The sequence below is a fragment of the Streptomyces sp. NPDC051740 genome (genome assembly GCF_044453165.1).
Lineage (GTDB): Bacteria > Actinomycetota > Actinomycetes > Streptomycetales > Streptomycetaceae > Streptomyces > Streptomyces atrovirens.
Genome location: NZ_JBITCL010000006.1, coordinates 50,783 through 76,269 on the forward strand (window position 1 = coordinate 50,783; position 25,487 = coordinate 76,269).

General features: G+C 74.1%; 2 protein-coding genes. Both read left to right on the forward strand.

Annotation, left to right across the window (positions count from 1 at the left end; all coding sequences use genetic code 11):
- Position 1: 1 nt before the first annotated feature.
- On the forward strand, positions 2-349 hold the full coding sequence (locus ACIA6T_RS12280; RefSeq protein WP_399446462.1) for a hypothetical protein: 348 nt from the start codon (positions 2-4) through the stop codon (positions 347-349).
- The gene (locus ACIA6T_RS12285; protein ID WP_399446463.1) at positions 350-25,486 is read left to right on the forward strand and encodes a lonely Cys domain-containing protein; all 25,137 of its coding nucleotides are present in this window, start codon (positions 350-352) and stop codon (positions 25,484-25,486) included.
- Position 25,487 lies beyond the last annotated feature (1 nt).

Here is a 25,487-nt window from a genome sequence, read left to right on the forward strand (position 1 = left end):
CATGTCCGGCAACTACTCCGCCGACATCCAGGCGATTCTGCAGGGTTCCAGGCACCTCGCCGACGCCGTCCGCTACGGCGACGAGATGCTGCCCCGGTTCGAGACCGGCTGCGCGCAGTACTCGGGCTGGTGGGGCGAGGAGGGCGGCGACGACGACTTCGCCAACGCGGTCGGCGAGCAGGTCCGGCGCGAGCAGCAGCAGGTGGCGGACACGGTCCTGGCCATCACCGGCGGGTTCCTGGCGCTGGTCGACGCGGTCGCCGCGGAGGCCGACCACGTGCAGCGTCCGCAGACCCAGGCGGTGGAGGACATCGAGGCGCACGGCTCGGAGAGCGAGAACAGGCGCTGAATGGCCATCATGTTCCCGCCGGCCCTGCGGGAGTTCATCGAGGTCTGGGTGGGCGCGAACGTCGCCACCGGCAACGAGGACCGGGGCTTCGACAGCCGTAACCCCTACAAGCGGCTGGCCGACGACGTCAGGGACCTCTCCGACGCGATGAAGGGAGCGATCTCCACCGCCGGGAACTCGCTCCCGCCGCGGATCGCCGACGAGTTCGTCGCCGCGATGAAGCTCTTCGTCGACGACAACGGCCAGAACCACCTGCAGAAGTTCTCCGACGAACTCCGGGACCTGGGCGCCCGGCAGGTGGACCGCTCCATCAAGCTGTCCGAGGCGAAGTACCAGATCCTCATCGAGTTCGTCCTGATGAACATCGAGCTGGCCCTGCTCGCCGCGCTGGCGGTCATCACCGGCGGTACGTCGCTCACCGAGATCGCCATCCAGAAGGCGCGCACCGCGCTCACCATCCTGCTGCTCCTCCAGCGGCTGGGACGGGCCATCCCCACGCCGCTGTCGGTGCTGCTGGAGGCGATCCAGGAGGCGTTCGTCTCCTTCGCCTCGCAGCTGATCTCCATGACCGCACCGGACGACCCGGAACGCCGGCGGAACAAGTTCGACTGGACGGACATCGGCCAGTCGGCGGTCGCCGGCGCGTTCGCGGGACTCTTCGGGGGCATCTTCGGTGAGGTCGGCGGACATTTCATCAACAAGTACTTCAGGAACAACAACGTCTGGAAGGAAACCTTCGAGCTCCCGTTCACCTTCGTCAACGAGGGGCAGGCGGAAACCTTCGCCGAGGCCTTCACCGGCCTCATCTTCCTGGGCACGTTCACGCTCAACCCCGGCACGTTCCTCAGCGCGGGCCTCAGCGGCCTCGTCTTCGAAGCGGCCTCCACGGGCGCGGAGTACGGCGGGAAATGGCTGAACAACAAGTTCTTCCAGAACCTCGACTTCGGCCCCGACGACATCAACGACCTGCCGGGCGGCGGCAACCGGTACGGGAACGGAAGCACCGGCCGGTACGAGTACGAGAACCGGTACGACACCACGTACGACGACGGAAGCACGTACCAGGACCTCTACGACGACACCTACGGCGCCCCGTACACGAACAGCAGCACGTACCGGAACACCTACGACGACACGTACGGCGACGACTCCGGCTCCTACGCCGGGGACACCGGCGACAGCGCGTCGGTCTTCAGCGACGCCAGCGACACCAGTGACACCGCGTCGGTCTTCAGCGACGCCAGTGACAGCGCGTCGGTCTTCAGCGACGCCAGCGACACCAGTGACACCGCGTCGGTCTTCAGCGACGCCAGCGACGCCAGCGACGCCAGTGACACCGCGTCGGTCTTCAGCGACGCCAGCGACGTCTCGTCCGTCTCGTCCGTCTCCTCCCTCCCGGACTACGACACGGTCTACGGCACCGACACCGACGCGTACGGCCTTCCGGGTACGACGGGCACGACGGGCGCGGTCAAGCCGTCGTACCACACCCCGTCGTCGAACGCGTACGACGACGTCTACCGGGACTCCCTGGTGGACGACACCGACACCGACACCGTCTTCTCCACCCTCAACCCGTCGGTGACCGGGACCCCGGGGACCGACTGGACCGCCGACACGGACAACACCCCGCCGGTCGACAGGCCCGCCACCGTCGGCTCCTCCGTCCCGGAACCGCTCCCGACCCGGACCGGCGGCAGCGACCTCGCACCGGACGAGACCGAACGACAGCGGTCGACGGACGACGGCACGACCCGGTTCACCTCCGACGGGCAACAGCAACAGCGACAGCCGCAGCCGAACGCACAGGCGCCCCTCGCGACCCCCACCACGCCCACCCCGTCGACCACCACGCCCACCCCGTCGACCACCACGCCCACCCCGTCGACCACCACGCCCCCGGGCCACGCCTCGCCGAACGCCACCCCGCAGCCACGGTCCCAGACCGCCGCACCCGGCGACCCGGCGGTCACCGCCGAGCCGTCGCCCTCGGACACGGTCGTCCCGGACGACGTCCGCACCCCCTCGCCCGAGCCGTCCGAGCAGTCCGGCCCGTCCTCCGCGGTGCCGAAGGCCGAGACCCGGACCGCGTCCGACGTCCCGCAGCCCTACCGGCCCGTACGGACCGAGTCCGAGGAACTGCCGGCCACCGCCGGCCCGGCGGAGCCCACCCCGGTCGTCTCCCGCGAGGTGCCGCACACCCAGCCCGTCACCGTCGACGAGACACCGCTCAGCTCCCGGACGCCGGACGGGATCCCGACCGGGGAGTCCTCCGCACCCGGCTCCCCGGACTCGGTCGACATGATCATGGACTGGGAGGACGACCAGGACACGTCGGAGCCCGAGTCGGACTCCGCGCCGGACCCGGCGACCGAGGCGCTGTACGACCGGCTGCTGACGGACGTGTTCGGCCCCGCCATCGCGGCGAACCCCGTCCACCCCGCCCTCCGCGACGCCCTGACGCACCTCGACCAGCTCCGGCAGGCCGATCCCGCACTGCGGAACGCCCCGCTCGACCTGGACGGCCTGACCCGCAGGGTGCTGCTCCTGGACACCGCCCATCCGGTGACCGACGCGCAGCGCAGCGAGCTGTTCCGGGTCGCGATGGACCCGGCGGTGGAGTCGGCGGACAGCCTGGCCGCCCTGGCCGCCTTCCACCTGGAACTCCGCGGCGTACTGTCCCCCAGCCACGGCCTGGCCGACGCCGGCGGCGTGTGGGGCCGCAACTGGACGAACGCCACGATCCCCGACCTCGACCTCACCGAGGTGGGGAAGGTGGTCCGGCAGCCCGACGGCACCCTGGGCCGCGGCGATGTGGAGCCCGCGCCCTGGCACCGTCCCGGTGAGCCGAAGCCGTACGTCGTCATGGCGGAGGGCGACCACCGGCGGATCGTCGTACGCGGCCACGACGGTGCCCCGCGCCAGGTGCCCCTCGACGTGTTCGCCGAGCTGCTGGCCCGCGATCCCCGGCTCGCCGGGCTGCCCCCGGGCACCCCCGTGGTGCTGCTGGTCCCCGGCGCCGGTGCCCGCGGTCTGGAGCTGCCGCGCCAGGCGGCGGACCGGATCGGCCGGGACGTCTGGTCGGCCAACGGCACCGTGAAGGTCTCCCCGCAGCAGGACCCGTCGCAGCCGCTCGTCGTCTCCCTGCTGTTCGGGGACGGGCTGCCGCGCGCCGACTGGATCCGCAGCACCCCCGGCCAGGTGCTCGACCCGGCGGAGCGCGAGAACGCGCCGGAGTGGGAGCGCGAGATGCTGTCGCACAGCGTCGTCGGCGACGGGGGCACGACCATCGGCAGAGGCGTGTTCGAGGACTCCGAGGCCCCGCGCCGGATCGCGGTGCTGAAGCTCGCGACGGAGTCGTCGGAGCTGTGGCACTACGACCCGGTCACCAAGGAGGCGGTCAAGGACGACGAGCCGGTCCCGTTCGCCGGCAAGCCGGTGTACGTCTTCAGCGGCCACGCCCGGCCGGGCGCGACCCGGGTGCCGACCACGACGGACCCGAGGCACCACACCCGCGGGCGGGAGACCGGCGGGATGCTCAGGCGGCGTCCGAGCCTGGCCCGGCTCCCCAAGGACCACGCCGTGCTGATGGAGGCGTGCTCCAGCGCCGGGCCGCCGGGTGTGGTCCGCACCCGCAGGGGCATCGACGACACCTTCGTCCCCGACCCGCTGGCGGTCGTCAGCGAGAGCCAGCACGTCGCCAACGAGACCGGCCGCACGGCGTACGGCGGCACCCACATGGTCAGCTTCGCGACGCTGCCGGACGGGAAGTTCGTCCACCGCCTCTACACGGACTCGCGGGGGCGGCGCGGCAAGTGGGTGGAGCACCGGCCGGAACCCACCGGTGACCTGCTCGACGACCGCGCCCGCGCGGCGGGCCTGCACACGGACCCCGGGCGGCCGGCCTCGGAGGCCACCCGCGAGCGGACGCTGCGGCTGGTCCGCGCGCTGCGGCTGGCCTTCGGCGCGGCGATCGAGGACGACAGCCGGTACGGCGATCTCCTCGCCGGGATCGGCGCGCTGGAGACCATGCGGGCGGCCGATCCGGCGCTGGGTGACCTCGGCCCGTTCAGCATGGACCTGTTCGAGCGCGCGGCCCACGCCCGCCGGCCGGGCGGCACCGGCCCCGACGCCTACCGGGACCTGCTCACCGACGCCGCCGACGCCGTACGCCGCGAGCCGGACACCGTGCTGTCCGACTTCGTCACCCTGCCCCACGTCACCGCCGCCGCACAGCGTCTTGGCGGTCTGACGGACCAGGACCTGGACACCGAGGCCGCCCGCGTCCTGCGACTGGACGACGGCCCGGCGGCCGTCGGGGAGCCCGAGCGGGCCCGGCTGTTCTGGGCGACGGTCAAGGCCCTGGAGTGGGAGAGCAGGACCCCCGACCCGGCCGCCCTCACCGGCAGGGTCCTGCACCTGGGACAGCCGGACCCGTCCCGGCGCCCCGACCTGCTCCACCTGGTCGCCCAGGCGGCGGCCGTCGGCGTCGACATCGACAACCTGACCGAACTGGGCGCGTTCCACCTGGAGACGCTCGGCGCCCTCTCGTCCGCCACCCAGCTCCGCGACGCGGGCGGCGCGCCGGTCGGCCGCCACTGGGCGCAGGCTCCGCCGAACGCGACCATGGTGACCGACCGTGTCGTCGTCGCCGCTCCGAAGCCGGGCGGCGGCTACCAGCCCGTCGGCCAGGAGCGACCGCCGTGGAACGTGCCGGGCGGCCCCTCGGCCTACACGGTGTGGGCCGGAGGAGGCAGGGACCACCTGCTCATGCACCTTCCCGGAGGCTTCCGCGGCCGGGTGCCGTACGAGGAGGTCGCCGAGCTGCTGGCACGGGACCCGGTGCTGAACACCCGCCCGACGGACGGCACGGACATCGTCCTGGCGGTCTCGAAGGCGGCCCCGCCCACCGGACCGGGCACCGCCCCGGGCACCGACCCGCGCGCCGTCGTCAGCGCTGGGACCGGCCGCGCCGTATGGGCCTCGCAGGGCGGTGCGGGTCTGGCCGCCACCGGACCGTCCCGGCCGTACGTTCCCACCCTGCTCCCCGGCACACCGGGCCGCCCGGCCGCCGCCGACTGGGCGGCCGTCCGGCCCGGCGACCTCACCGCGCCCGGCACCGGCGACACCGGAGTGGACGACGTCACCTTCGCGGACCGCGACGGGACCGATGCCCCGCCCGAGCCGCCCGCCGCCCTGGCCGGCCTTCTCGATCCCGGACCGGCCGGGGGTCTCGACACGCCGTTGCCGAGCCTGGACGGCCTGCTGGACGGCCACGGGACCGATGTCCCGCCCGCCGCTCTGGCCGGCCTTCTCGATCCCGGACCGGCCGGGGGTCTCGACACGCCGCTGCCGAGCCTGGACGGCCTGCTGGACGGCTTCGACACTCCGTTGTCGGACCACCAGGACGACGGCGCGGACGGGGACCGGGGGGCGGAACCGACCCCGGAGGAGATCCGGCACCGGGAACTGCTGGCGGACGTCTACGGCCCCGACATCATGTCGAGCCCCCTGTACCCGGATATCCGCGACGGGCTCGCACGCCTCGACCGGCTCCGCCGGACCGACCCCCTGCTGGACTTCGGCCCGCTCGACCTGGACGCCGTGGCCCGCCGGGTGCTGCTCCTGGACCCCGCCGATCCGGTGAGTAACGTGCAGCGCGCCCGGCTGCTGGGGCTGGCCTCGACACAGGAGGCACGGGCGGCGGGCGGTCTGGCAGCCCTCGCCGCGCTCCACCTCCTGCGCCAGGGCGTGCTGTCGCCCACCCACGCCCTGACCACCGGCCTCGACGGGCGCCCCCGCGGTCGCGACTGGACCCGGGGCAAGGACGCGCTCGACGACCTGGACCTCACCCGTACGGGAAGGACCGGACCCCGGGCCGACGGCACCCTCTCACGCGACGAGGTGGGGTCCGCGCCCTGGCACCGTCCCGGCGGCCCGGAACCGTACATCGTGCGGGCGGACGGCGACCGCGACCAGGTCGTCGTACGCGGCCACGACGGCGCCCCGCGCGAGGTGCCCCTCGACGTGTTCGCCGAACTCCTCGCTCTGGACGCCGAACTGAGCGGACTCCCGGCGGACGTGCCGGTGCTGCTGCTCGTCTCCGACGCCGGCGGGGGCGGCCTGGAGCTGCCGCGACGGGCGGCGGACCGGACCGGCAGGGACGTCTGGGCGGCCAACGGGGTCGTGGACGTCGCCGAAGGCCCGGACGGAAGCGCCTCCCACCCGTACGTCGTGCCCCTGCGAAGTGCCCGGGGCAGCGACCGCACCGACTGGATCCGCAACTCTCCCGGCCTGCTGCCCGACCCCGCGGAGTCCGCCCGCGCCCCCTTCTGGGAACAGGACCTGCAGTCCCACACCATCGTCACCGATCAGGGGCCGATCGGCAGGGCCGTGTTCGAGGACGGCGACCGCGCACGGCTGCTGCCGGGGATCCGGCACTCGGCGACGGCGACCGAGCTCTACCACGTCAACCGGCAGGACGGGACCTGGGTCAAGGACGACGAGCCGGTCCCGTTCGCCGGCAAGCCGGTGTACGTCTTCGCCGGGCACGGCTCGCCCGGCGAGACGGCGCTGCCGACCCGGTCGAACCCCCGCCACCGGAAGCGGGAGCGGGCGACGGGCGGCATGCTCAGGCGCCGTCCGAGCGTGGCGCGGCTCCCCAAGGACCACGCCATCGTGATGCAGGAGTGCTTCGCCGCGACACCGCCGGGCATCACCCGCAGGCGCAAGCTGGTCACGGACACGTTCGTCTCCGACCCGCTGGCCGACGTCAGCCAGAGCCAGCACGTGGCCAACGAGACCGGCCGCACCGTCTACGGCGCCACCCAGGAAGTCGGCTTCAAGTTCGAGAAGGACGGCCGGGTCGCCCACTACATCCTCACGGATTCCCGGGGCCGGCGCGGCCGGTGGGTGGAGCACCGGCCGGAACCCGACGACGCCGCGCTCGACGACCGCGCCCGCGCCGCGGGCCTGCACACCGACCCGGTGGGACCGGCGTCGGAGGAGGTCCGCGAGCGGACGCTGCGGCTGGTGCGCGCACTGCGGCAGACGTTCGGGGTGGCGATCGAGGACGACAGCCGCTACAGCGAACTCCTCGCGGGCATCGGCGCGCTGGAGTCCCTGCGCGCCGCCGACCCGGTGCTGCGCGACGCCGTACCGTTCGGTCTGGACCTGTTCGAGCGCGCGGCCCGCGAGATCCGCACGACGGAACACGGCGACCCGGACGGCGACCTGGGGCCCGACGCCTACGAGGATCTGCTGGCCAGAGCCGCCGACGCCGTGCGCCGGGACCCCGGCGCCGTGCTCACCGACCTGGTGACCCTGCCGCACGTGATCACCGTGGCCGAAGGGCTGGACGGCCTCACGGACGAGGAAGTGAACGAAGAGGCGGCCCGATTCCTGGGGTTGGACCCGGACCAGGTGGTCATCGGGGCGCCCGAGCGGGCCCGGTTCCTCTGGGCGACCGTGAAGACCCTGGAGTGGGAGAGCAGGACCCCCGACCCGGCCGCCCTCACCGGCAGGGTGTTGCACCTGGACCGGCCCGACCCGGACCGGCTGTCCGACCTCCTGGACCTGGTGGCGCGCGCGGCGGCCGTCGGCATCGACGTGGACGACCCGGTCGCGCTGGGCGCGTTCCACCTGGAGACCCTGGGCGCCCTCGCGCCGGACACCCTGCTGCTCGACGACTCGGGCGCCCCGGCCGGCCGGAGCTGGGCGCCGGGCCCACCGGGTGCGGCGGTGGACGTCAAGTCCGCCCTCGTCATGGCGGCGACACCGGACGGCGGCCACCGCCCGCTGCGCCGGGCCAGGATGCCGTGGACCACCGACCCCGCCAAACCCGCCCCGTTCCTGGTGCGGGGCGAGGCCGGGCCGGACCACCTCACCATGGAGCTGCCCGGCGGATTCCGGGCCGCGGTCCCCTACGAGGAGATCGCCGAACTGCTCGCGGTGGACCCGGTGCTGAACGACTTCCCGCGCGCGGCCGACATCGTCCTCGCCTCCACGGCCCCGACCCGGACGGACCCGCAGGTCACCGACCGGCGAGCCCTCGTCGGCGCCGGGACCGCCCGCGCTGTGTGGACCTCACCGGGACCCGTGGGCCTGCTCGCACAGAGCGACCCGTCGCTGCCGCACGTCCTCTCCCTGCTGCCCACAGCGGACGGCCGGCGTCAGCAGGCCGGCGACTGGTCGGCCGTCCGGCCGGCCTCCGCATCCCCGACGGACACCCGCCTGTCACCCACCACGGCCTCGGCCGGGAAGGAAACCGTCACTCCTCCCGGCCCGCCTCCGCCCCTGGAGCCGGACCCGGCGGCGGCCCTCGTCACGCCGGCCACCGAGCCGGACCCGCCGTCTCCCGACGCCCCGCGCCTCGACCCCGCCATGGCGCCCCCGCCGAGGCGCCGCACCCCGGCCCGGTTCCAGGACGGCCGGCGGATGCCCGCGTACGTCGACGACCTCCAGTCGCTGCTGCCGTCCACCCTGACCGCCGCCGAGGTCGAACAACTCCTGGCCAATCCGGGCACGTTCGGTCAGAGCACGGTCGTCCTGCGCGGCCTGGAAGACGCCCTGGACACCATCGACCGCGAACTGGGGCGCAGGCCGGACGCCCGGCCCGCGGACGGCGCACAGCTGCTGGACGACGTCCGGCGGACGCTCCGGGACAAGCCGAAGACGCTGGCGGACGGCGAGGGACGCCCGTTCCCGTACGTCACCGCGGACGGGAAGGCGCGCGTCCTGTGGGTCAGAGCGCGTCACCACGGCAACTGGGCCCCGTTCGACGACGGCATCGGCGACTCGACGAAGATCGACAGCATGCACCGGGCGGCCGCGACCTTCGGGCTGACCAAGAACATGCAGGCCAACTCCCAGTACGGCCTCGGCGGTCCGATCGGCCCGGCGGGCACCGCGGCGTTCGGCGGCTTCGGCCGTCTCGCCCTGCGGTTCGGCTTCATCAACAAGGTCGGCTACACGCTGACCGACCAGCGCATGAACCAGATGGAGACCCGGACGCTGGACAAGTCGCGGGCGTTCCTGGACGACCTCCACTACGAGTTCCGCGTCACCGATCCCGCCGGACGGGTCGTCACCGGCGTCGACCCCGAGCCCGGCACCGCCCCCGATCCCGGGACCGACTCGGCCGTGCCCGCCCGGTTCTCCTTCGGCGTCCGCAAGGGCCTCCTGGTCCGCCTGCCCGACAGCGTGACGAAGATTCCGAAGCCGGGCCGGATCCCCCGGTCGATCACCCTGGACCGCGACTCCCAGTACCGCTTCGTCCGTATCGAGGGGTTCGGCCCCGTCGCGGCGATCCGCGACTGGGCGGCCCGGCAGATCGGAGCCCTCCCCGGCAGCTCCGCCTACACCGAGCTGGACGTCTTCTTCTCCGGCGACAGCTTCCAGCGGCACGGCGGCACGATGGCGCGCGGCCGCATCACCACCCCGCCGCTGTTCGCCGACGACAAGAAGAAGTCACCGCTGGGCGTCTTCGTCGTGGAGGAGATGATCCCGCAGACGGCGATCCTCGTCGGCGAGACCGACCAGGCCGAGATGCGGGACATCAACACCTCGACGGTCCGCAGCGAACGGAGCCGGGCCGACGGCAGGAGCCTGCTGCTGCAGGCCGTCGCCGGACCCGCCTTCAACTTCTTCGACCCCGGCACGGCCCCCTTCGACCTGCGGCTCCAGTTCGGGCCGACCGCCCAGTACTCGTACGCGAAGACCTGGTCGGTCGGACTCGGCGCGGCCGGCACCCTCAAGTCGGCCGGACAGGTGAAGGGCCCCAGGACCGCGCTCTACCTGGTCGTGAAGTCGGTGCGGGTGCGGCGGGCCGGTGACAACGCGCCGCCGACGCGCTTCCTCACCTGGAGCCTGGACCGGATGACCAGCTCCGAGGCGCGGCGGCTGGCCGGATGGGACGACGGGACCACACTCGCCCTGCGCAACGGCGCCGCACCGCCGTTCGTACCGGCCTATCTGACCGTGGACCGTCCGCGCACCCTGGGCATGCACCGGGTGAAGGAGTTCACCTTCGACGACGGCCTGCGCACCCGGGTCACCCCGGACGCGGCGGACGGCGTCGGCCGCACCCTGCTGGACGCGTTCGCCGACGGCGTGGTCGACGCCGTCTCGAACCTGAACCAGGACCTGGTGGTGCCCCTCGACCAGCTGCTGCCGCCGAACCTGCCGAAGGGCTGGCGCACCCGCTTCAACGACCTGCTCAAGCGCAAGCCCGACCAGGTGCTCCGGGCGGCCCGGAGCCTGCCCGTGCCGCCCCGGTGGACCGATCCCGTCAAGTACCGGATCGCGCTCCAGAACACCCTGCAGATCCTCGGTGTGCTGTCCCAGCAGAGCGTCACCGCGAACCTGGAGGCGCTCACCACGGTCGGCCTGCCGGTCAGGCTCAGGGACCCCGACTCCGTCGGGACGACCTACTACACCCTCCTCGTGCAGGGGACGCTGACCGGGCGCCGCTACGAGGGCAAGGACGTCGACGAGGGAATGCGCTTCAGCGCCCAGGGCGTCGACCGGATCGACGGCCAGACGAGCGTGAAACGAGGCGTGGACCTGGGCTTCGAGGGCACGTTCTCGGGCCGCGACAACGACCGTGACGAGGCGGGCCTGCCCCGGAACACGCTCGGGCTGACCCTGGGCGCACGCCAGGGCTGGCAGTGGGAGTCGGAGACCGGCTTCGGCTCGACGGTCACCAACGAGCCGATGTCGGTGACCAACAAGCCCACCCACCTGTACCGCTACGACCTCGCCCTCACCGCGAGCCTGAGCGGCTACTGGCGGCCCCGCGGCCTGATCCGCGGTCTCGGCCTCGGGCTGCCGGGACTGCTGGTGCTGGACGAACCGGTCAACGTGCTCTTCGGCCGGACACCGCGGGGCCACCTGCGGGGCGGCGGCCCGATGACCGGACAGGTGCTCATCGGTGTCCCCGTACAGCACGCGCCCGACGCGGACCCGCACGCGGACGGGGCGCTCAACCCGTACCTGTCCGACGAGCCCGCACCCACGTCCATGACCACCGGGCGGGCCCTCGCCCTGGCGAAGGGCGACCTCGTCCTGCCCGCCGGCCACGGCGCGCAACAGCCCGCCGGACGGCTCGCCGACCGCGGGACACCGCAGTTCAAGGAGTTCCGGCAGCACCCGTTCGTCATCGTGAACGTGGTGCTGTCGCCCACGCTGACCGCGGAGGTGGACCGGGTCCTGCGGACGGCGTCGGGCAGCGCCTGGCAGCTGGTGAAGGAGGGCGCCCCCACCCGGGACGCCATCGTCCGCACCTTCACCCCCCAGCACCTGACGTCGAGCTTCGACCAGAGTTCGGGGCCGCTGGGCCTGGTGGGCAGCGGCCTGCTGGGCAAGGGGCCGTACGGCGAGCTGTGGGGAACCTTCCGGTACACCACGACGGTCGGGAACCTGCGCGCCCTCACCCCGCCGATGTCCATGGACACCGAGATGACGCTCGGTGGCACCCGCCAGGCGGCCGGCAAGACCAGCAACAGCACCGGCTTCGTCTTCGGCGGCCAGCTGGTCTACTCCGTCGCCCAGAATCCGGGGCACGGACTCATGGGCGCGTACGGAATCGTCGCCAACCCCATCTCGAGGACCGGCACGTACAGTCTCAGCGTCGTACGCACCGTCGTCGCGGACATGAACCGCAAGGGCTTCACCCACCAGGTGCTCGTGGCCGGCGATGTGCAGCACTGGTTCGCGCTGTTCGCCAGCCGGCTGGGCACCGGCCGCATCGGAACGGCCGCGGCGGGCAGCGCCCTCGTGCCGGGTTCCCTCGCCGGAGCCGCGGGGACCGCACTGACCAGCCCGGGCGGTCTGCTGGGGCATCTGCCGGAGAAGAGCGCCCACCGGATGGGGCTGATCGACGACGGCATGGGCGACGTCCCCCGCTACACGAGCCAGCTCTGGACGCCGCAGCCCTGGATGCGCGGCGCCGCCTTCGGCACGTACGCGGTGAACGCGCTGGACCCCACGGACGTACTGCTCGCGTTCGACAAGCGGATCGGGAAGCTGGGACTCGACGACGAGAGCCGGGAGCGGATCCGGCAGCTGGTGACGGCCCGTGCCACCCGGGCGCTCAAGGGCGAGATGACGACCACCGGTCCGTCGACCCTGGTCAAAGCCGGCGGCTGGGGCTGGGACAGCATCCGGATCGGCAGCCGGCGGGTGCGGGCACGCGTCGAACTGATCCCCGGGACGCCCGTGTTCGACGGACTCGACCACAGCGCCGAACTGGAGGAGAACCGGCGGGCGATCGAGACCGCCCAGCAGAACTCCGAGTTCTCGGCCGGCGCGGACCTGGGCTTCCTGACCAGCCAGATGGTGCACACCGGCAACACCCAGGTCCCGGCCGCCGGCCCCACGTACACCGAGGGCGGCTCCAACCGGAAGACGGTCGCGTCGAGCCACACGGTCACCACCGTCACCATCTACCGGGCGGCGTCCACCGAACCGCACGCGGAGGTCGTCACCCCGTACCGCATGCGCATCACCCTGGAGGCCGACGACACCCCCAACACCGGCGCGCCGGCCGACCCGGACCTGGAGGAGGCGGAGTCCACGGCCCTCGACCGCTTCCGGGGCCGGCTGAGCATCGTCGAGGAGGACGACGTCGGCGAGCTGCGCGAACACGTGCCGCTCAGCCTGATGGAGCCGGCGCCGTCATCGACGGGGACGGACGGGACCGGCACCTCCGGGGCCGGCCGGCGGCTGCCCGCGCCCGACCCGGCGGCCGACCCCGCCCTCGCCGGCCCGCCCCGCCCGGTGCCGCTCTCCGGGGTGGAGGAGAAGCTGACGGTCCGGGACGGGGACGGCGTCACGCGCCGGTTCACCTTCCCCGAGAACGGCATGCACCCGCGCGGGATCATCGGCATCGAGAACATCCGCATGGCCGGCGACCTCCTCCTCACGAAGGCGTACGACGTCGGCTTCTCCCTCCGGGCCCTGGAGGCCGAGGAGGGGCCCGACGACGACGCCCTCACCGACCTCCTGCGCAGAACCAGGGAGACCGGGCTGACCCGCCTGGGCACCGGCTCGGCGCAGGCGCTGGAGGACGGCACCAGTTCCACGGCGGTCACGGCGTTCTTCCCGCGCACCACCGAACCGGACGGCTACCAGGTGGCGGGGCTGACCGAGAAGTCCCTCGTGGGCACCGACACCGGACAGCTGTCACTGCGCTCGGCCCCCGACTTCAGCCGCGCGCTGCTGCTGACGGTCGCCGACGGCAAGAAACTGGAGGTGCTCAGACGGTACGGGGACAACGCCGGCACGTCGTCGTCCGTCGAGCACAGCCAGTCCTCGAGCCTCGGCGGCGCCTTCCTGTACGACTCCCCCAACAACGCGGGCCTCAACCAGATCGGCGCCTTCGGCCCCGGCCCCAACGACCTCGACGGTGACGTCATGCCGGTCGGGGACGACCACCTGACCTCCCGCAACCTCAAACCCAAGACGGGCCGGTCCTTCCTGTTCGCCGTCCCGGCCACCTGGATCGGCGTCGGCGACGTGCACCGCAGCATCGTGGACTCCAGGCTCGCCAACCGGATCCGGGGCGGGACCTTCGCCAAGGCCCGGTCGGGTCCGCAGGCGATGGAGTCCGAGGCGTACGTCGTCACCTGGATCCGGGAGGACGTCGCCCGCGAACTGCGGATCATCACCGACACGAACTTCCCCGAGCGCGTCTCGAAGGCGTGGGACGCGGTCGAGAGCGCGAGCAAGGCGTGGGTCGACGCGGACAAGGCCTACTGGAAGAAGCGGCGCGCCTCCGGCGGGCTGCGCGCGGACCTCGACGCCGCACAGGCCTCCCTCGACAAGGCCGCCGGGACCGCCCGCGCGGCGGCACGCCCGGTCGACCTCGCCCGGACGGGCGTCGAGGACGCGGACAGGGCCCTGACACAGGCCGAGGCCGACGCACGCCGGGACCACGGCATCGCGGACGCGAACGTGGCCGCCGCGCGGGCCGAGGTCGACGCGTTCACCGCCGACGAGTACGCCCAGCCCGAGCACGACGGCTGGGCGGAGTTCCTGCGGGACGAGCAGGACGCCGCTCTGGCCCGCCTGGCCGACGCGCAGGAGGCCGCCCGGAAACTGCGGAAGGCGGCCGATCTGCGGCTGGAGACCGCGCGCACCGAGAAGGCGTTGGCCGACGGGCGGCTCGACGCGGCCCTGCTGTCCGCGAAAGCGCCCGGCCGGGCCCTCGACGAGGCCACCGCCCGCCGGGACACGGCACGCGACGCCTTCGACACCCGGCGCGCCGAGCTGGACGCGCTCAAGGACACGGCGGAGAAGGCCGCGGCGGAGTACCACCGGGTGCGGGCCGGGACGGACCAGCTCACCCGCTGGCACCGGCTCGCGGCCACCGAGGAGGGCCGGAAGGAACTGGACGGCCTCGCCGAGCCGCCCGCGGTGACCTACCAGGCCCCGCCCAAGAAGCCCGTGGCCAAGCCCCCGGCCCCGCCCCGCTACACCAGGACCGGTGAGGCACCGGACACCGTCCTCACGTCTCCCGGGAAAGAGACGTACACGCTCCACGACGTACCGGAGGACGGCGACGCCTTCTTCCGCGCGCTCGCCGAGGGCCTCGAACGCGCCGCTCCGGGGCTGCTGGCCGCGCAGGGCATCGACCTCACCGACCCGCGGGCGATGTCCGAGATGCGCCGGAGGATGGCCTCCTGGCTCACCGACCACGCCGACGAGGACCTGCTGGCCGTCGTCGCCCCCGACCACACCGACACCTTCAGCGCGGAGGAGCTCGCCGCGGCGGGCCTGGACCTCGGAACGGACACTCCCGCACGCCGTGAGTTCGACGGCCTCGGCGGTCTGATCCCGCACGTCGCCGAGCTGTCCCCCGAGGTACGGGCCGAACTGGCGATCACCCAGCTCCTCCGCCGGGGCGACGCCCCGTCCGAGGCCGGCTGGAACCACGCCGCGTCCGACCTGCTCCCGCTGCTCGCCGCACGCACCTTCGGCGTGCGCGTCACGGTGGTCGGGAGCGACGGCGGCTTCCAGGACTTCGCCCCGGAGGACCCGACGGGCACCGGCAACCTCCGGAAACTCGTCGGCCCGTCCCCCCACTCCGGCGCACACGTGGTCCTGAGCCTCGACAACCGCCACTACCAACTGGCCCTGCCGACCAACCCGGTCCCGAAGCCGGACCCGAAGCCCCCGGCTCCGAAGCCGGAGCCGAAACCGAAACCGGAGCCGAAACCGGACCCGAAACTGAAGCCGGAGCCGGAGCCGGAGCCGGAGCCGGAGCCGGAGCCGGAGCCGAAACCGGACCCGTCTCAAAAGGACGGCAAGAAGGGCTCCGAGTCGGAGAGCGACAGCGGTCGGGCGAGAGGCCGTCGGGTGCCGGTGCCCGGTACGGGGGAGTGCCTTCTGTACTCCTTCATGGCCGGCGACCCCGTGCACATCCGCAGCCGTCTGGGCGGCCTCGCCGCCACCGACCGTGCCGCGTACGACCTGCTCGGGGACCCCGACGCCGTACGCGCCGAACTGCGTCACCGGACCGCGGACCGCGCCAGGACCGGCAAGGCCCCGACCGGCCCCTCACAGGCCGCGCTCCGGGCCATGCGGTCCTACCTGGAGGACTACGTGGCCCGCAGCGCGGGTCGGCTGCATCCGCAGATCGTCGGCCAGTTCCGGCAGACGGTCGCCGACGCGTTCGCCGCACGGGTCCAGGGCATGGACCGGGCCGAGAGGCTCGCCCTCCTCGCCCACCACGGCGTCCGGCGCGTCCCCGTCCCCGAGGCCCTCGACCCCGCCGAACTGCTGAAGCGGTACGTCGACGCCCGCATGGCGTCGCTCCCCGCCGACCCGGGCATCTCCCCGCAGGACGCCCGGGCCGTACTGGAGGCGGAGGCCGAGGACCTGAGCCCGCGCCGGATGTTCGAGCACCTCGATCAGCACGACCTGCTGCCGACACCCGACGAGCTCGACGACCGCGCACTGGGCCGCCTGCTCGGCACCGCCTACACGCAGAGCACCGCGCCGCTGGACGACACGGAACTGTCCGGGCTCCTGGACGCCGTCGTCAACTGGGAGCAGCGCTGGGGGACGCCGGAGGGGGAGACCTTCCTGCCCCTCGCCGCGCACGCGTTCGACCTGCGGGTCGACGTGGTGCGGTCGCTCCCGTCGGGTCCCCGACGGGTCAGCGGTGCCGGACCCGACAACGCCACACGGCAGACGGAGGTCTACTACAACGGCGTCAACCACTACGACGGCAGCGACGCCGAAGCCCGCGACCGGTTCGGCGACCCGGTCCTCCCGAAGCGGATCAAGGACGAGGAACGCGACCAGGACGGCGACGTACGGCTCAACCCCCTGTGGGTGCCGTTGGACGAGGTCGACCCGGACCTGCTGATCACCGGCAACCGGGACGCCGTGTGGCTGTACACGGTCACCGATGACGGGCGGGTGGTCCTCGGCACGGAGGACCTGAGCGGGATCATCACGCCGGAGCAGTTCGACGCGCTGCTGGCGGGGATGCGGGAGAAGGACCCCGACCTGACGGCGGAGGCGCTGCGCAAGACGCTCGACGGGCTGGGCCACACCGGTATCGCCGCCGGTTTCGTCGACGGCGGCGGGGAGACGGCCGGCCGGACGCTGCCGGGTCGCAGCCGGGTGTCCGGCGAGTTCCGCTGGAGCGAGAAGCTGCGTTCCTGGGTGGTGAACGACAAGTCGGGCCGCTACATGAGCGAGTCGGTCCGCCCGGGTCTGGACGCGGCGGAGGCCGCCGACTGGCTGACCAACGTGGCGGCCCTGTTCAGCGACCGGCTGGGCGTCGTCGTCCGGACCGACCAGGTGAAGACTGCCGCGACCGTCCCCGCACAGCTCCCGGCCCCGCCGAAGGAACCCGCACAGCTCCCGGCCCCGCCGAAGGAACCCGCACAGCTCCCGGCCCCGCCGAAGGAACCCGCACAGCTCCCGGCCCCGCCGAAGGAACCCGCACAGCCCCCGGCCCCGCCGAAGGAACCCGCACAGCCCCCGGCCCCGCCGAAGGAACCCGCACAGCCCTCGCCGCCCGCACCTCCGCCTCCGTCGTCGGCGCCCACCGCCACTCCGGCCGCCCGCGCTGTTCCGGCCCCCTCGGAAACACCGGGCACGCCGTCCGGTGACGGCACCGGCAAGCTGGACGTCGCGCGCCGGTTCGGCGCCGTGCTGCACGGCCTCGGCCATCCGGTGGTGCTGGCCGGAGCCGCCCGCGGCCGGGTGCAGTTCGGCCAGCAACGGCCGCTGGGCACCGTGGAGTTCCAGCTGCCCGCGGCCACCCTGCCCGCCGTCGACGGGATACGCGCGGCGCTGGAGCGGGAGCTGCCCGGAGCGTCGGTGCGGGTCCTGCCCGGCACGGGTGGCGGCCGGGTCTTCGGCCTGTCGGTGAACGGCGTCGACATCACGGTCACGGCGGTGGACCGGCCGGCCTCCGGCACGGTCACGGCCGACGGTTTCACCGTGCCGGCCCCTGCGGACTCCCTGGCCGACGCGGCCCTCGCCCTGGCCACCGGCACCGACCCGCAGCTGCGCGGCCGCGACCTCCTCGACCTGCTGTGGGCACTGCACCGCACCCCCGCCGACGGCCCCCGCACGGTCACGCCGGTCCTCGCGCGCGAGGACGCCTACCGTGCCGCGCGGCCGGCCGGCGCCGCCCCCTCCCTCGCCGTACGGCTCAGCGAACTGCTCGACTCCGCCGCCCGGAACCCCGACGCCCTCACCCGCCACGAGGAGACCTGGAGCGCCCTCGGCGTCACCGACGCCGACCTGCCCGCGCTGCGCGCCGAGCTGACCGCGCTCGCCGACGGGCTGCGGGTCCGTCCGGAGGTGACCGCGGACCCGGTCCGGGCGCTCGCCGCGCGGCTGCCCGGCCTGTCCGCCGCCGACCGTGACGCGGCGCTGGCGTCGCTGCCGCCCGCGCACCTCGAACGGCTGGCCGCCGACCCCGTGCTCGTGGACGCCCTGAGCGCCGGGCTCACCTCGACCGGGTCCACCTCGACCGGGTCCACCCCGGCCGGGTCCACCTCGGCCGGGTCCACCTCGGCCGGGTCCACCCCGGCCGGGTCCACCCCGGCCGGGCTCACCCCGGCCGAGTTCGCCTCGGTCGCGGCGCGCCTCATGACCCAGGTGCCCGACGGGGTCGAGCAGCCCGTCTCCGCCGGTGACCGGGCCCGTGCCCAGATCGCCCGGATGCTGCAGGACCCCGACGTCGCGGCCCGGTTGCTCAAGGGCGGCTCACGGGTCCTGGTGGTGCCCAAGGGCGAGGCCCTGACCTCCCTGGACGCCTTCCGCTTCCTGCGGGGCGCCGTCACCGGCGACGGCCGCCCCTGGGACGACGTCCGCGGTGTCGGCACACGCACCGCGGCCGTCACCGAGGAGAACCTGCTCGGCGAACGCACCACCGTCGGCACCGGCAAGACCGCCTATCCCGACGGCTACTCGACCACCCTGCACGAATTCGCCCACACCATCCACCTGCACGGTCTGGGCCCCGTCGACCGGCAGCGCATCACCAACACCTTCCGCACCACCACCCGGGCCGGCGAGGCGGGCAACTGGCCCGACGGCCCCCTCCACGGCTACGACGCCGACGGCCGCCGCAGCGCCCCCAACTACAGCAGCCGCGACGAGCTGGAGTTCTTCGCCCAGCTCACCAACGTCTACCTCATGGCCAACGGCGGCAACGACCCCTACACCGGGCTGCCCCGCAACAACGCCGGCCCGGAGTGGGTGCGCACCCGCCAGCCCGCCCTGTACCCCCTGCTGCGCCGGCTGTACGGCGAGGGCCCCCGGCCGGAGCCCCGCCACCCGCGCAGCGTCGAACCGGTCCGCCCCCGCGGGGTGCGTCCCGCGGACGTCAACCCCGTCGAGGCCACCGACACCGAGAACGAGGCGCTGGCCCGCGCCCGTGCGCTGTGGGACGTCGCCGAGGGCGGCCCGGGTGACGGCGGCGACGCCTACACGGCCGTCCGCGCCCTGTGGGACGGCACCACCGGCGCGCACACGCCGCAGCCGCACACGCCCGCACCGCTGCCGCACCCCACCCCGGAGCCGGCGGCGCGGTCCGCCGCCGCACCGCCGCCCACCGACAGCGCGGTCCAGCGACGCCTCCAGGAACTGTGGGCACTCGTCGACGCCACCTTCGGCTCCCAGCCGCTCTCCCAGGACCTGCGCAACGGACTGTTCAACTCGCTGCGCGTGATCGAAGCGGCGCGCGCCGGGCACCCCCGTTTCGGCGCCGGCCTCGACCTGGCGGGCATCACCCGGACGCTGTTGCACCTGGCGCCGGACGCGCCGGTGGACGCGGCCCTGCACTACGACGCCCTCACCCTCGCGAGCAGCGCCCACCGCCGGGGCCGTGCCGGCAGCCTGGACGCCATCGCCGCCTACGGGCTGACCCGGCAGGGTTACCCGCAGCAGACCGCGCTCAGCGGGGACGACGGCGCGCCGTACGGCAGGAACTGGACCGGACGTCCCGGCATCCGCCTGCACATGGACGTGGTCGCCGATGCCCAGGGCGTCCGCCCCTCTCCCTGGGGACCCGCCGCCTACGCGGTGGTGGCCGAACGGAACGCCGAGGGAATGCTGCTGGCGGACGGCAGACCGGTGTCGGACGAGGAGTTCGCCGAACTGGTGCTGCACGACCCGGGGCGGCGGCCGGACGTGCCCGTGGTGGTCCTGATCGCGGAGGAGGACGGCCGCAACGAGGCCCTCGCACGGGTGATCGCCGGCCGCACCGGCACCCGCGCCTGGTTCACCTACGGCGACCTGCGCCTCGAAACGGCTCCGACCGGCCGCCGGGTGCCGTTCCTGACCGCGCCGACCCCCGGGAGCGATCCGGCCGGCACCTGGGTCCCCGCCGACCCGGACCTGGTCCCGGAGGACCCGGAGGCCACCGTCAGGGCCTCGGACGGCACCCTCTTCCCCGACTCCGACATCCACTCGTACCCGCTGGTCACGGTCGACGGGCAGGCACTGACCGGGCGGGCGTTCCTCGACGCGCACGACATGGCGCTGCGGGAGGAGGCCCTGCGGGTGGTGTCCGCCATCCAGCACTACGTCAACGTCATGGACGGGCTGCCCGGTGTGTACGCCGGGCGGCAGAGCGGCCTGCTGCCCCTGCCGCGGGGCCTGGCCGGCTCCTACATCGCCGTCGGCCACGGCGACAGCGGACGCACCACCCTGCCCCGCCGCAGCACCGGCGCCAACCAGGCGGTCCACCCCCGGCAGTTGGGCCGGGTGCTGGCGCGACGCAGGAGCATGCGGGCCCTGCCTCCCGAGACGCCGGTGTGGCTGCTGCTCTGCGAACTGTCCATGACGCGCGCCGACCAGGACCTGCTCGCCCATCCCTCCTCCGCCCAGTACGTCGCCAACGAGACCCGCCGCACCGTCTTCACCGTGGACCGGCAGATCTCGCCGAGCGAGGCCGAGGGCGGCCTGCCGCCGCACCTGGTCGTGTACGACGACCCCGACAACCCCGTGGGCCACGTCGAGGAGTTCCGTCCCGAGCCCCGGACCGCCGCCCTCGACGCGCTCGCCGACCTGGGCGGACTCCCCGACGACCTGCCGGGACGCGCCGACCGTGCCCTGCACTGGGTGCGGGCCCTGCGCCAGACCCACGGCGTGCACATCGACTCCGACCCGGACCGCGAGGCGGAGTTCCACGAGCTGATCGAGGGCTTCGGCGCCCTCGAGAGGCTGCGGATCCAGGCGGCCGGCAACGCCACCCCGGGCCTGCTCACCTGGGGCGGGCTCCGGCACACCGTCGGCCGGTACGCCGCCCGGCAGGGCTGGGACCAGTCGCTGACCGCCGGCTCCCTGACCCACCTGCTGCACGCCGCACGCGCCGGCCGGCTGTCGCCCTCCGACGCCGTGGGACCCACCGCCGCCGCCGCGCCGCCGGTCTCCACCGTCACCCTGGCCCCGGCGGACGGGGCGGCGCGGCAGGCGGGCCCGGGAGCGCTGCCGGACACCGGCCCCGACCTCGACGACGAGGCCGGGAGCGTGGCGGTGCCGGACGACGGCGGACCCGCCCCGGCGCCTCCTCCGTCCCCGTCCCGGTCCCGGGTCGCCTTCGAGCACCGCCACCGGGACGTCACCGACCCGGACCAGCGCCGGCGACTCGCCGACCTGGCCGAGCGGATCGTGGTGTCCGGCCTGCGGGACCTCAGGGCCGGTCTCCGGCTGCCCACGATCACGGTCACCGGTTACAGCAACGGCCCCCGCTTCGCCCTGTCCGGTGACGCCGTCGAGCACGCCGGGACGGTCGGCCGGCAGCGGGCGGACGCCGTGCGCGACCTCCTCCTCGACGAGATCCGGCGCCGGCTGGAGCTCAATGAGCAGGCCGTGCGCGACGTCGCGGAGACACGCGGCGGCACGGTCCGGGCCGAGGACTTCACGGTCACCACGGAGAGCGGCGGCCGGGACATCGGCGCCGTCGGACCGGTCGACGGCGCCACCGGGCGGGCGGCACGGCGACAGGCGGTCGTCACGGTCGAGCGCTCCCCCCTGTCGGAGGCCGTCGACCGGCTGGCGGAACTGAGCCCGGAGGACTTCGGCCCGGCGGACTACTTCACCGGCCCGGACCGGCTCGCCGGGAACCTCCTGCACCTCGACGACAACCCCGGGGACGACCCCGACTCGGACGACGACTCGGACGACGACTCGGACGACGACTCGGACAGCGACTCGGACGGCGGGTCCACGGACTCCACTCCCGCACCGGTGCGCTTCGACGTCGACGACCTGTCGAACCGCGTACGCAGGCTGTACGAGCTGACGCACGAGGCGATGGCCGCCGGGCGGGCGACCGGCCTGACGGCGCTGACCGCCTACCACCTGGGCAGGCAGGGCCTGCTGTCCGACGCCACGCGCATGACCGCACCGGACGGCACCCCGCTGGGCCGGAACTGGACGGGCCGGCCCGCCCAGGACCTGGACACCTCCTCGTACGACGTGGTGGACGGCGACGACCGGGACCCCCGGCCGGCACCGTGGGCACGCCGGCCCGGTGCTCCCCTCCCGTACGTGATCGGGACGAAGGACGGCGACCACACCAAGGTCGGGCTGGTCCTGCCGGACGGCAGCAGGCGGTGGCGGCTGTCGCCCGAGGAGTTCACCGAACTGCTGGCGCTGGACGAGGAGCTGGCGGGCCGCGAGGACACCGCCGAGGTGGTGCTCGTCTCGCCGAACGCCGGCGCCATGGGACTGGACCTGCCCCGCAGGGCCGCGGCCCGGGTGCGCAGGACGCTGTGGTCGCACAGCGGCGAGGTCGCCCTGAAGCCGCACCCCGGCACCGGCCGGCACCGCATCGAGGTGACCGACGACCGGGCCCTCGGCGGCGAGTCGACGGACGACCCTGTGGACGACCCCGTCGATGACCCCGTGGACGACCTCGTGGACGAGCCCATGGGCGAGCCGCTGGGCGAGTGGATCGCCAGCGGCCCCGACGACCTCGGGCCGGACGTGGGACGGCCGGACCCCGGGGAAGGCGTCCTGCACACGATCGACGGGAAGACCCTCCGGGACACGGACGTCAAGTCGGTCACCCTCACCGACGAGGGCCGGCCCGTCGGCCGCGTGGTGGTCAACGACGCCGACCTGCTCCAGCGCGAGCCGTGGCTCCAGGATCTGGTCCGGTCGACGGAGTGGTCCGTCTACGACCCGGTCACCGGTGAGCCGATCGGCGACCCCCGGCCGGTGCCGTGGCAGGGCCGCGAACCCTACTTCTTCGTGGTCCACGGCGTTCCGGGACAGACCCTCATGGTCGAGCGGATGTTCCAGAACAACGTCCCGGTCCGGGGTTCGGAGACCGGCGGTTACCTCAGGCGGCGCCCGAGCGTGTCCCGGCTGGACCGGGACACGCCCATCGTGTTCCTGTCCTGCTGGGGGAGCGGACCGGAAGGACACACCGAGGCCGCCCTGAAGCGGAGCAGCCCGTTCGTCCCCGACCCGCTCGCCGTCCCGTCGGCGGCCCAGGACGTCTCCAACGTGACACGGCGCGAGGTCTACGCCCCCGACCGGCGGCACTTGAGCCGCTACACGAGGGGGAAGAAGGGGAAGCTGTACGACCACGGGATCGGCACCACACCGGCGAACGACCCGGTGGACATGAGGAAGCTGCGCCCCGAACCGCTCCCCGGCGAACTCGACGCCCTGGCCGAGCGGGCCGGCCTGGGGGCGGTCCCGGACCTCACCCCGGCGACGGCCCGGGACACGGCGCTGCGACTGGTCCGCGCCCTGCGGGCCACGTTCGGCGTCGACGTGGAGAACGACAAGGACGACCCGGCCGGTACGTACGACCGGCTGCTGCGCGGCATCGGCACCCTGGAGGTCATGCGCCGCGGGGACGGGAACCTGCGGGAGTACGGCGAGCTGACGCTCGATCTGCTCGACCGGGTCACCCGCGCGCACCACGGCCTGACGACCACCCCCGGCACCCGGCCCGCGCCGCCGGACCCCGAGGACGTACGGACGATGCTGGAGGCCGCGTCGGCGCGTCTGGCCACGGACCCCCGGTCCGCACTGCCCGACTTCGCCCCCCTGCCCTCCGTGGACCGGGCCCGCGAACTGATCGCACGGCACGACCCGGACCGGTGGGTCCGCCAGGTACTGGGACTGCGCCCGTCGGCGCACGTCACCGCGGTCCACCGGCAGCACGCGCTGTGGGCCACGGTCAAGGCCGTGGAGAGCGTGGAGAACCATCCCGATCCCGACGCCTTGACGACGAAGGCGCTCCACCTGACCACCGGCGAGAATCCGCAGGACGAGGCCCTGCGGGCGGACCTGCTCCGGCTGGCGGCCACGGCGGCGGCCCTCGGCCGCGACGCCTACGACCCCACGGCGCTCGCCGCGTACGACCTCGAACGCAACGGCGCACTGGACGACCGCACCCTCATCACCTCAGTGAACGGCGCGAGCGCCGGCCGCGGTTGGACGGGGAAGCCCGCCCCGAGCCGCATGTGGGTGGACCGCTATGTGATCTCACCCGACGGCGGCCTGAACAACAGCCGCGGGGCCCTGGCGCCCTGGTACCGGAAGGGCGCCGGGAAGAACGCCCATCCCGGCGGGTACGTACTGGACCTGAGCGGCACCACTCCGGGACAGGCCGACATGCCCTGGCCGGACGGCACCACCCGCCCGGTGCCCTACGACGAGATCGCCGAGCTGCTCTCCCACGACCCCGTCCTGGCGCGGCTCGACCAGGACGTCACGGTCGTCCCCGTCGGGGTGGGGGCGGGCGATACCGCCCTGGCCGAGGCGATCGCCGCCCGGACGGGGGCCGCCCGGACGGTGTGGCTGCCGACACGGCCCCTCCGGCTCCTCGACCGGCGGCCGGCGGTGAACGAGAGCCTCCTCGTGCTGACCTCGCCCCAGGACGACGCGGGAGCACACTGGTCGGAGACCCGTCCGCCCGCGCCCACAACCCAGCCCCCCGGCCCGGCCTCCGACGTCATCACGGCCGGCGACGACACCCCGCTCCAGGCGCCCCCCTCCGAGGAGGCCCGACGCCAGGGCCCGGCCTCCGACGTCATCACGGCCGGCGACGACACCCCGCTCCAGGCGCCCCCCTCCGAGGAGGCCCGGCGCCGGTGGATCGCCGGTCAGGTGAGCGCGGACGACCTGCCGGGCGACCCGCCGGGGTTCACCGGCGCCGAGACCGTCACCCTGGCCGAACTGAGGGACGCGGGCATCGGGATCACCCCCGGAATGGACGTCGAGGCGCAGCTCGGCGGAGGCGTGCGGGGCGGCGGACTGGCACCGCTCGACCAGGTGCGGCTGCTGCTGGCCCGCCCCGGCCCGTGGCCGGACGCCCTCGACGCCGTCGTGGCCACGGTGTCGCGCCGGATCTGGCACTCGGCCTTCACCGACTTCGGGAGCGCGTTCCCGGACGCGGACGCCGCCCGGGCGTGGGACACGGCCCTCGGCCTGCTCCTGCCGGGCGATGCGGACTCCGTGCGCGCGGACTGGCGGTACGCGGGGGAGGCGTACCGCGACGCGGTGCGCCGGCTCGCCGTCCTCCTGGCGGCGGAAGGGACGGACCCCCGGACGGTCGAGCGCCTCGCCGCCCGGCTCCGGGAGGTTCTCGGACTGCCGCCCCTCGGGACGGTGAACACGAGTGAAAGCGAAAACGGGTGAA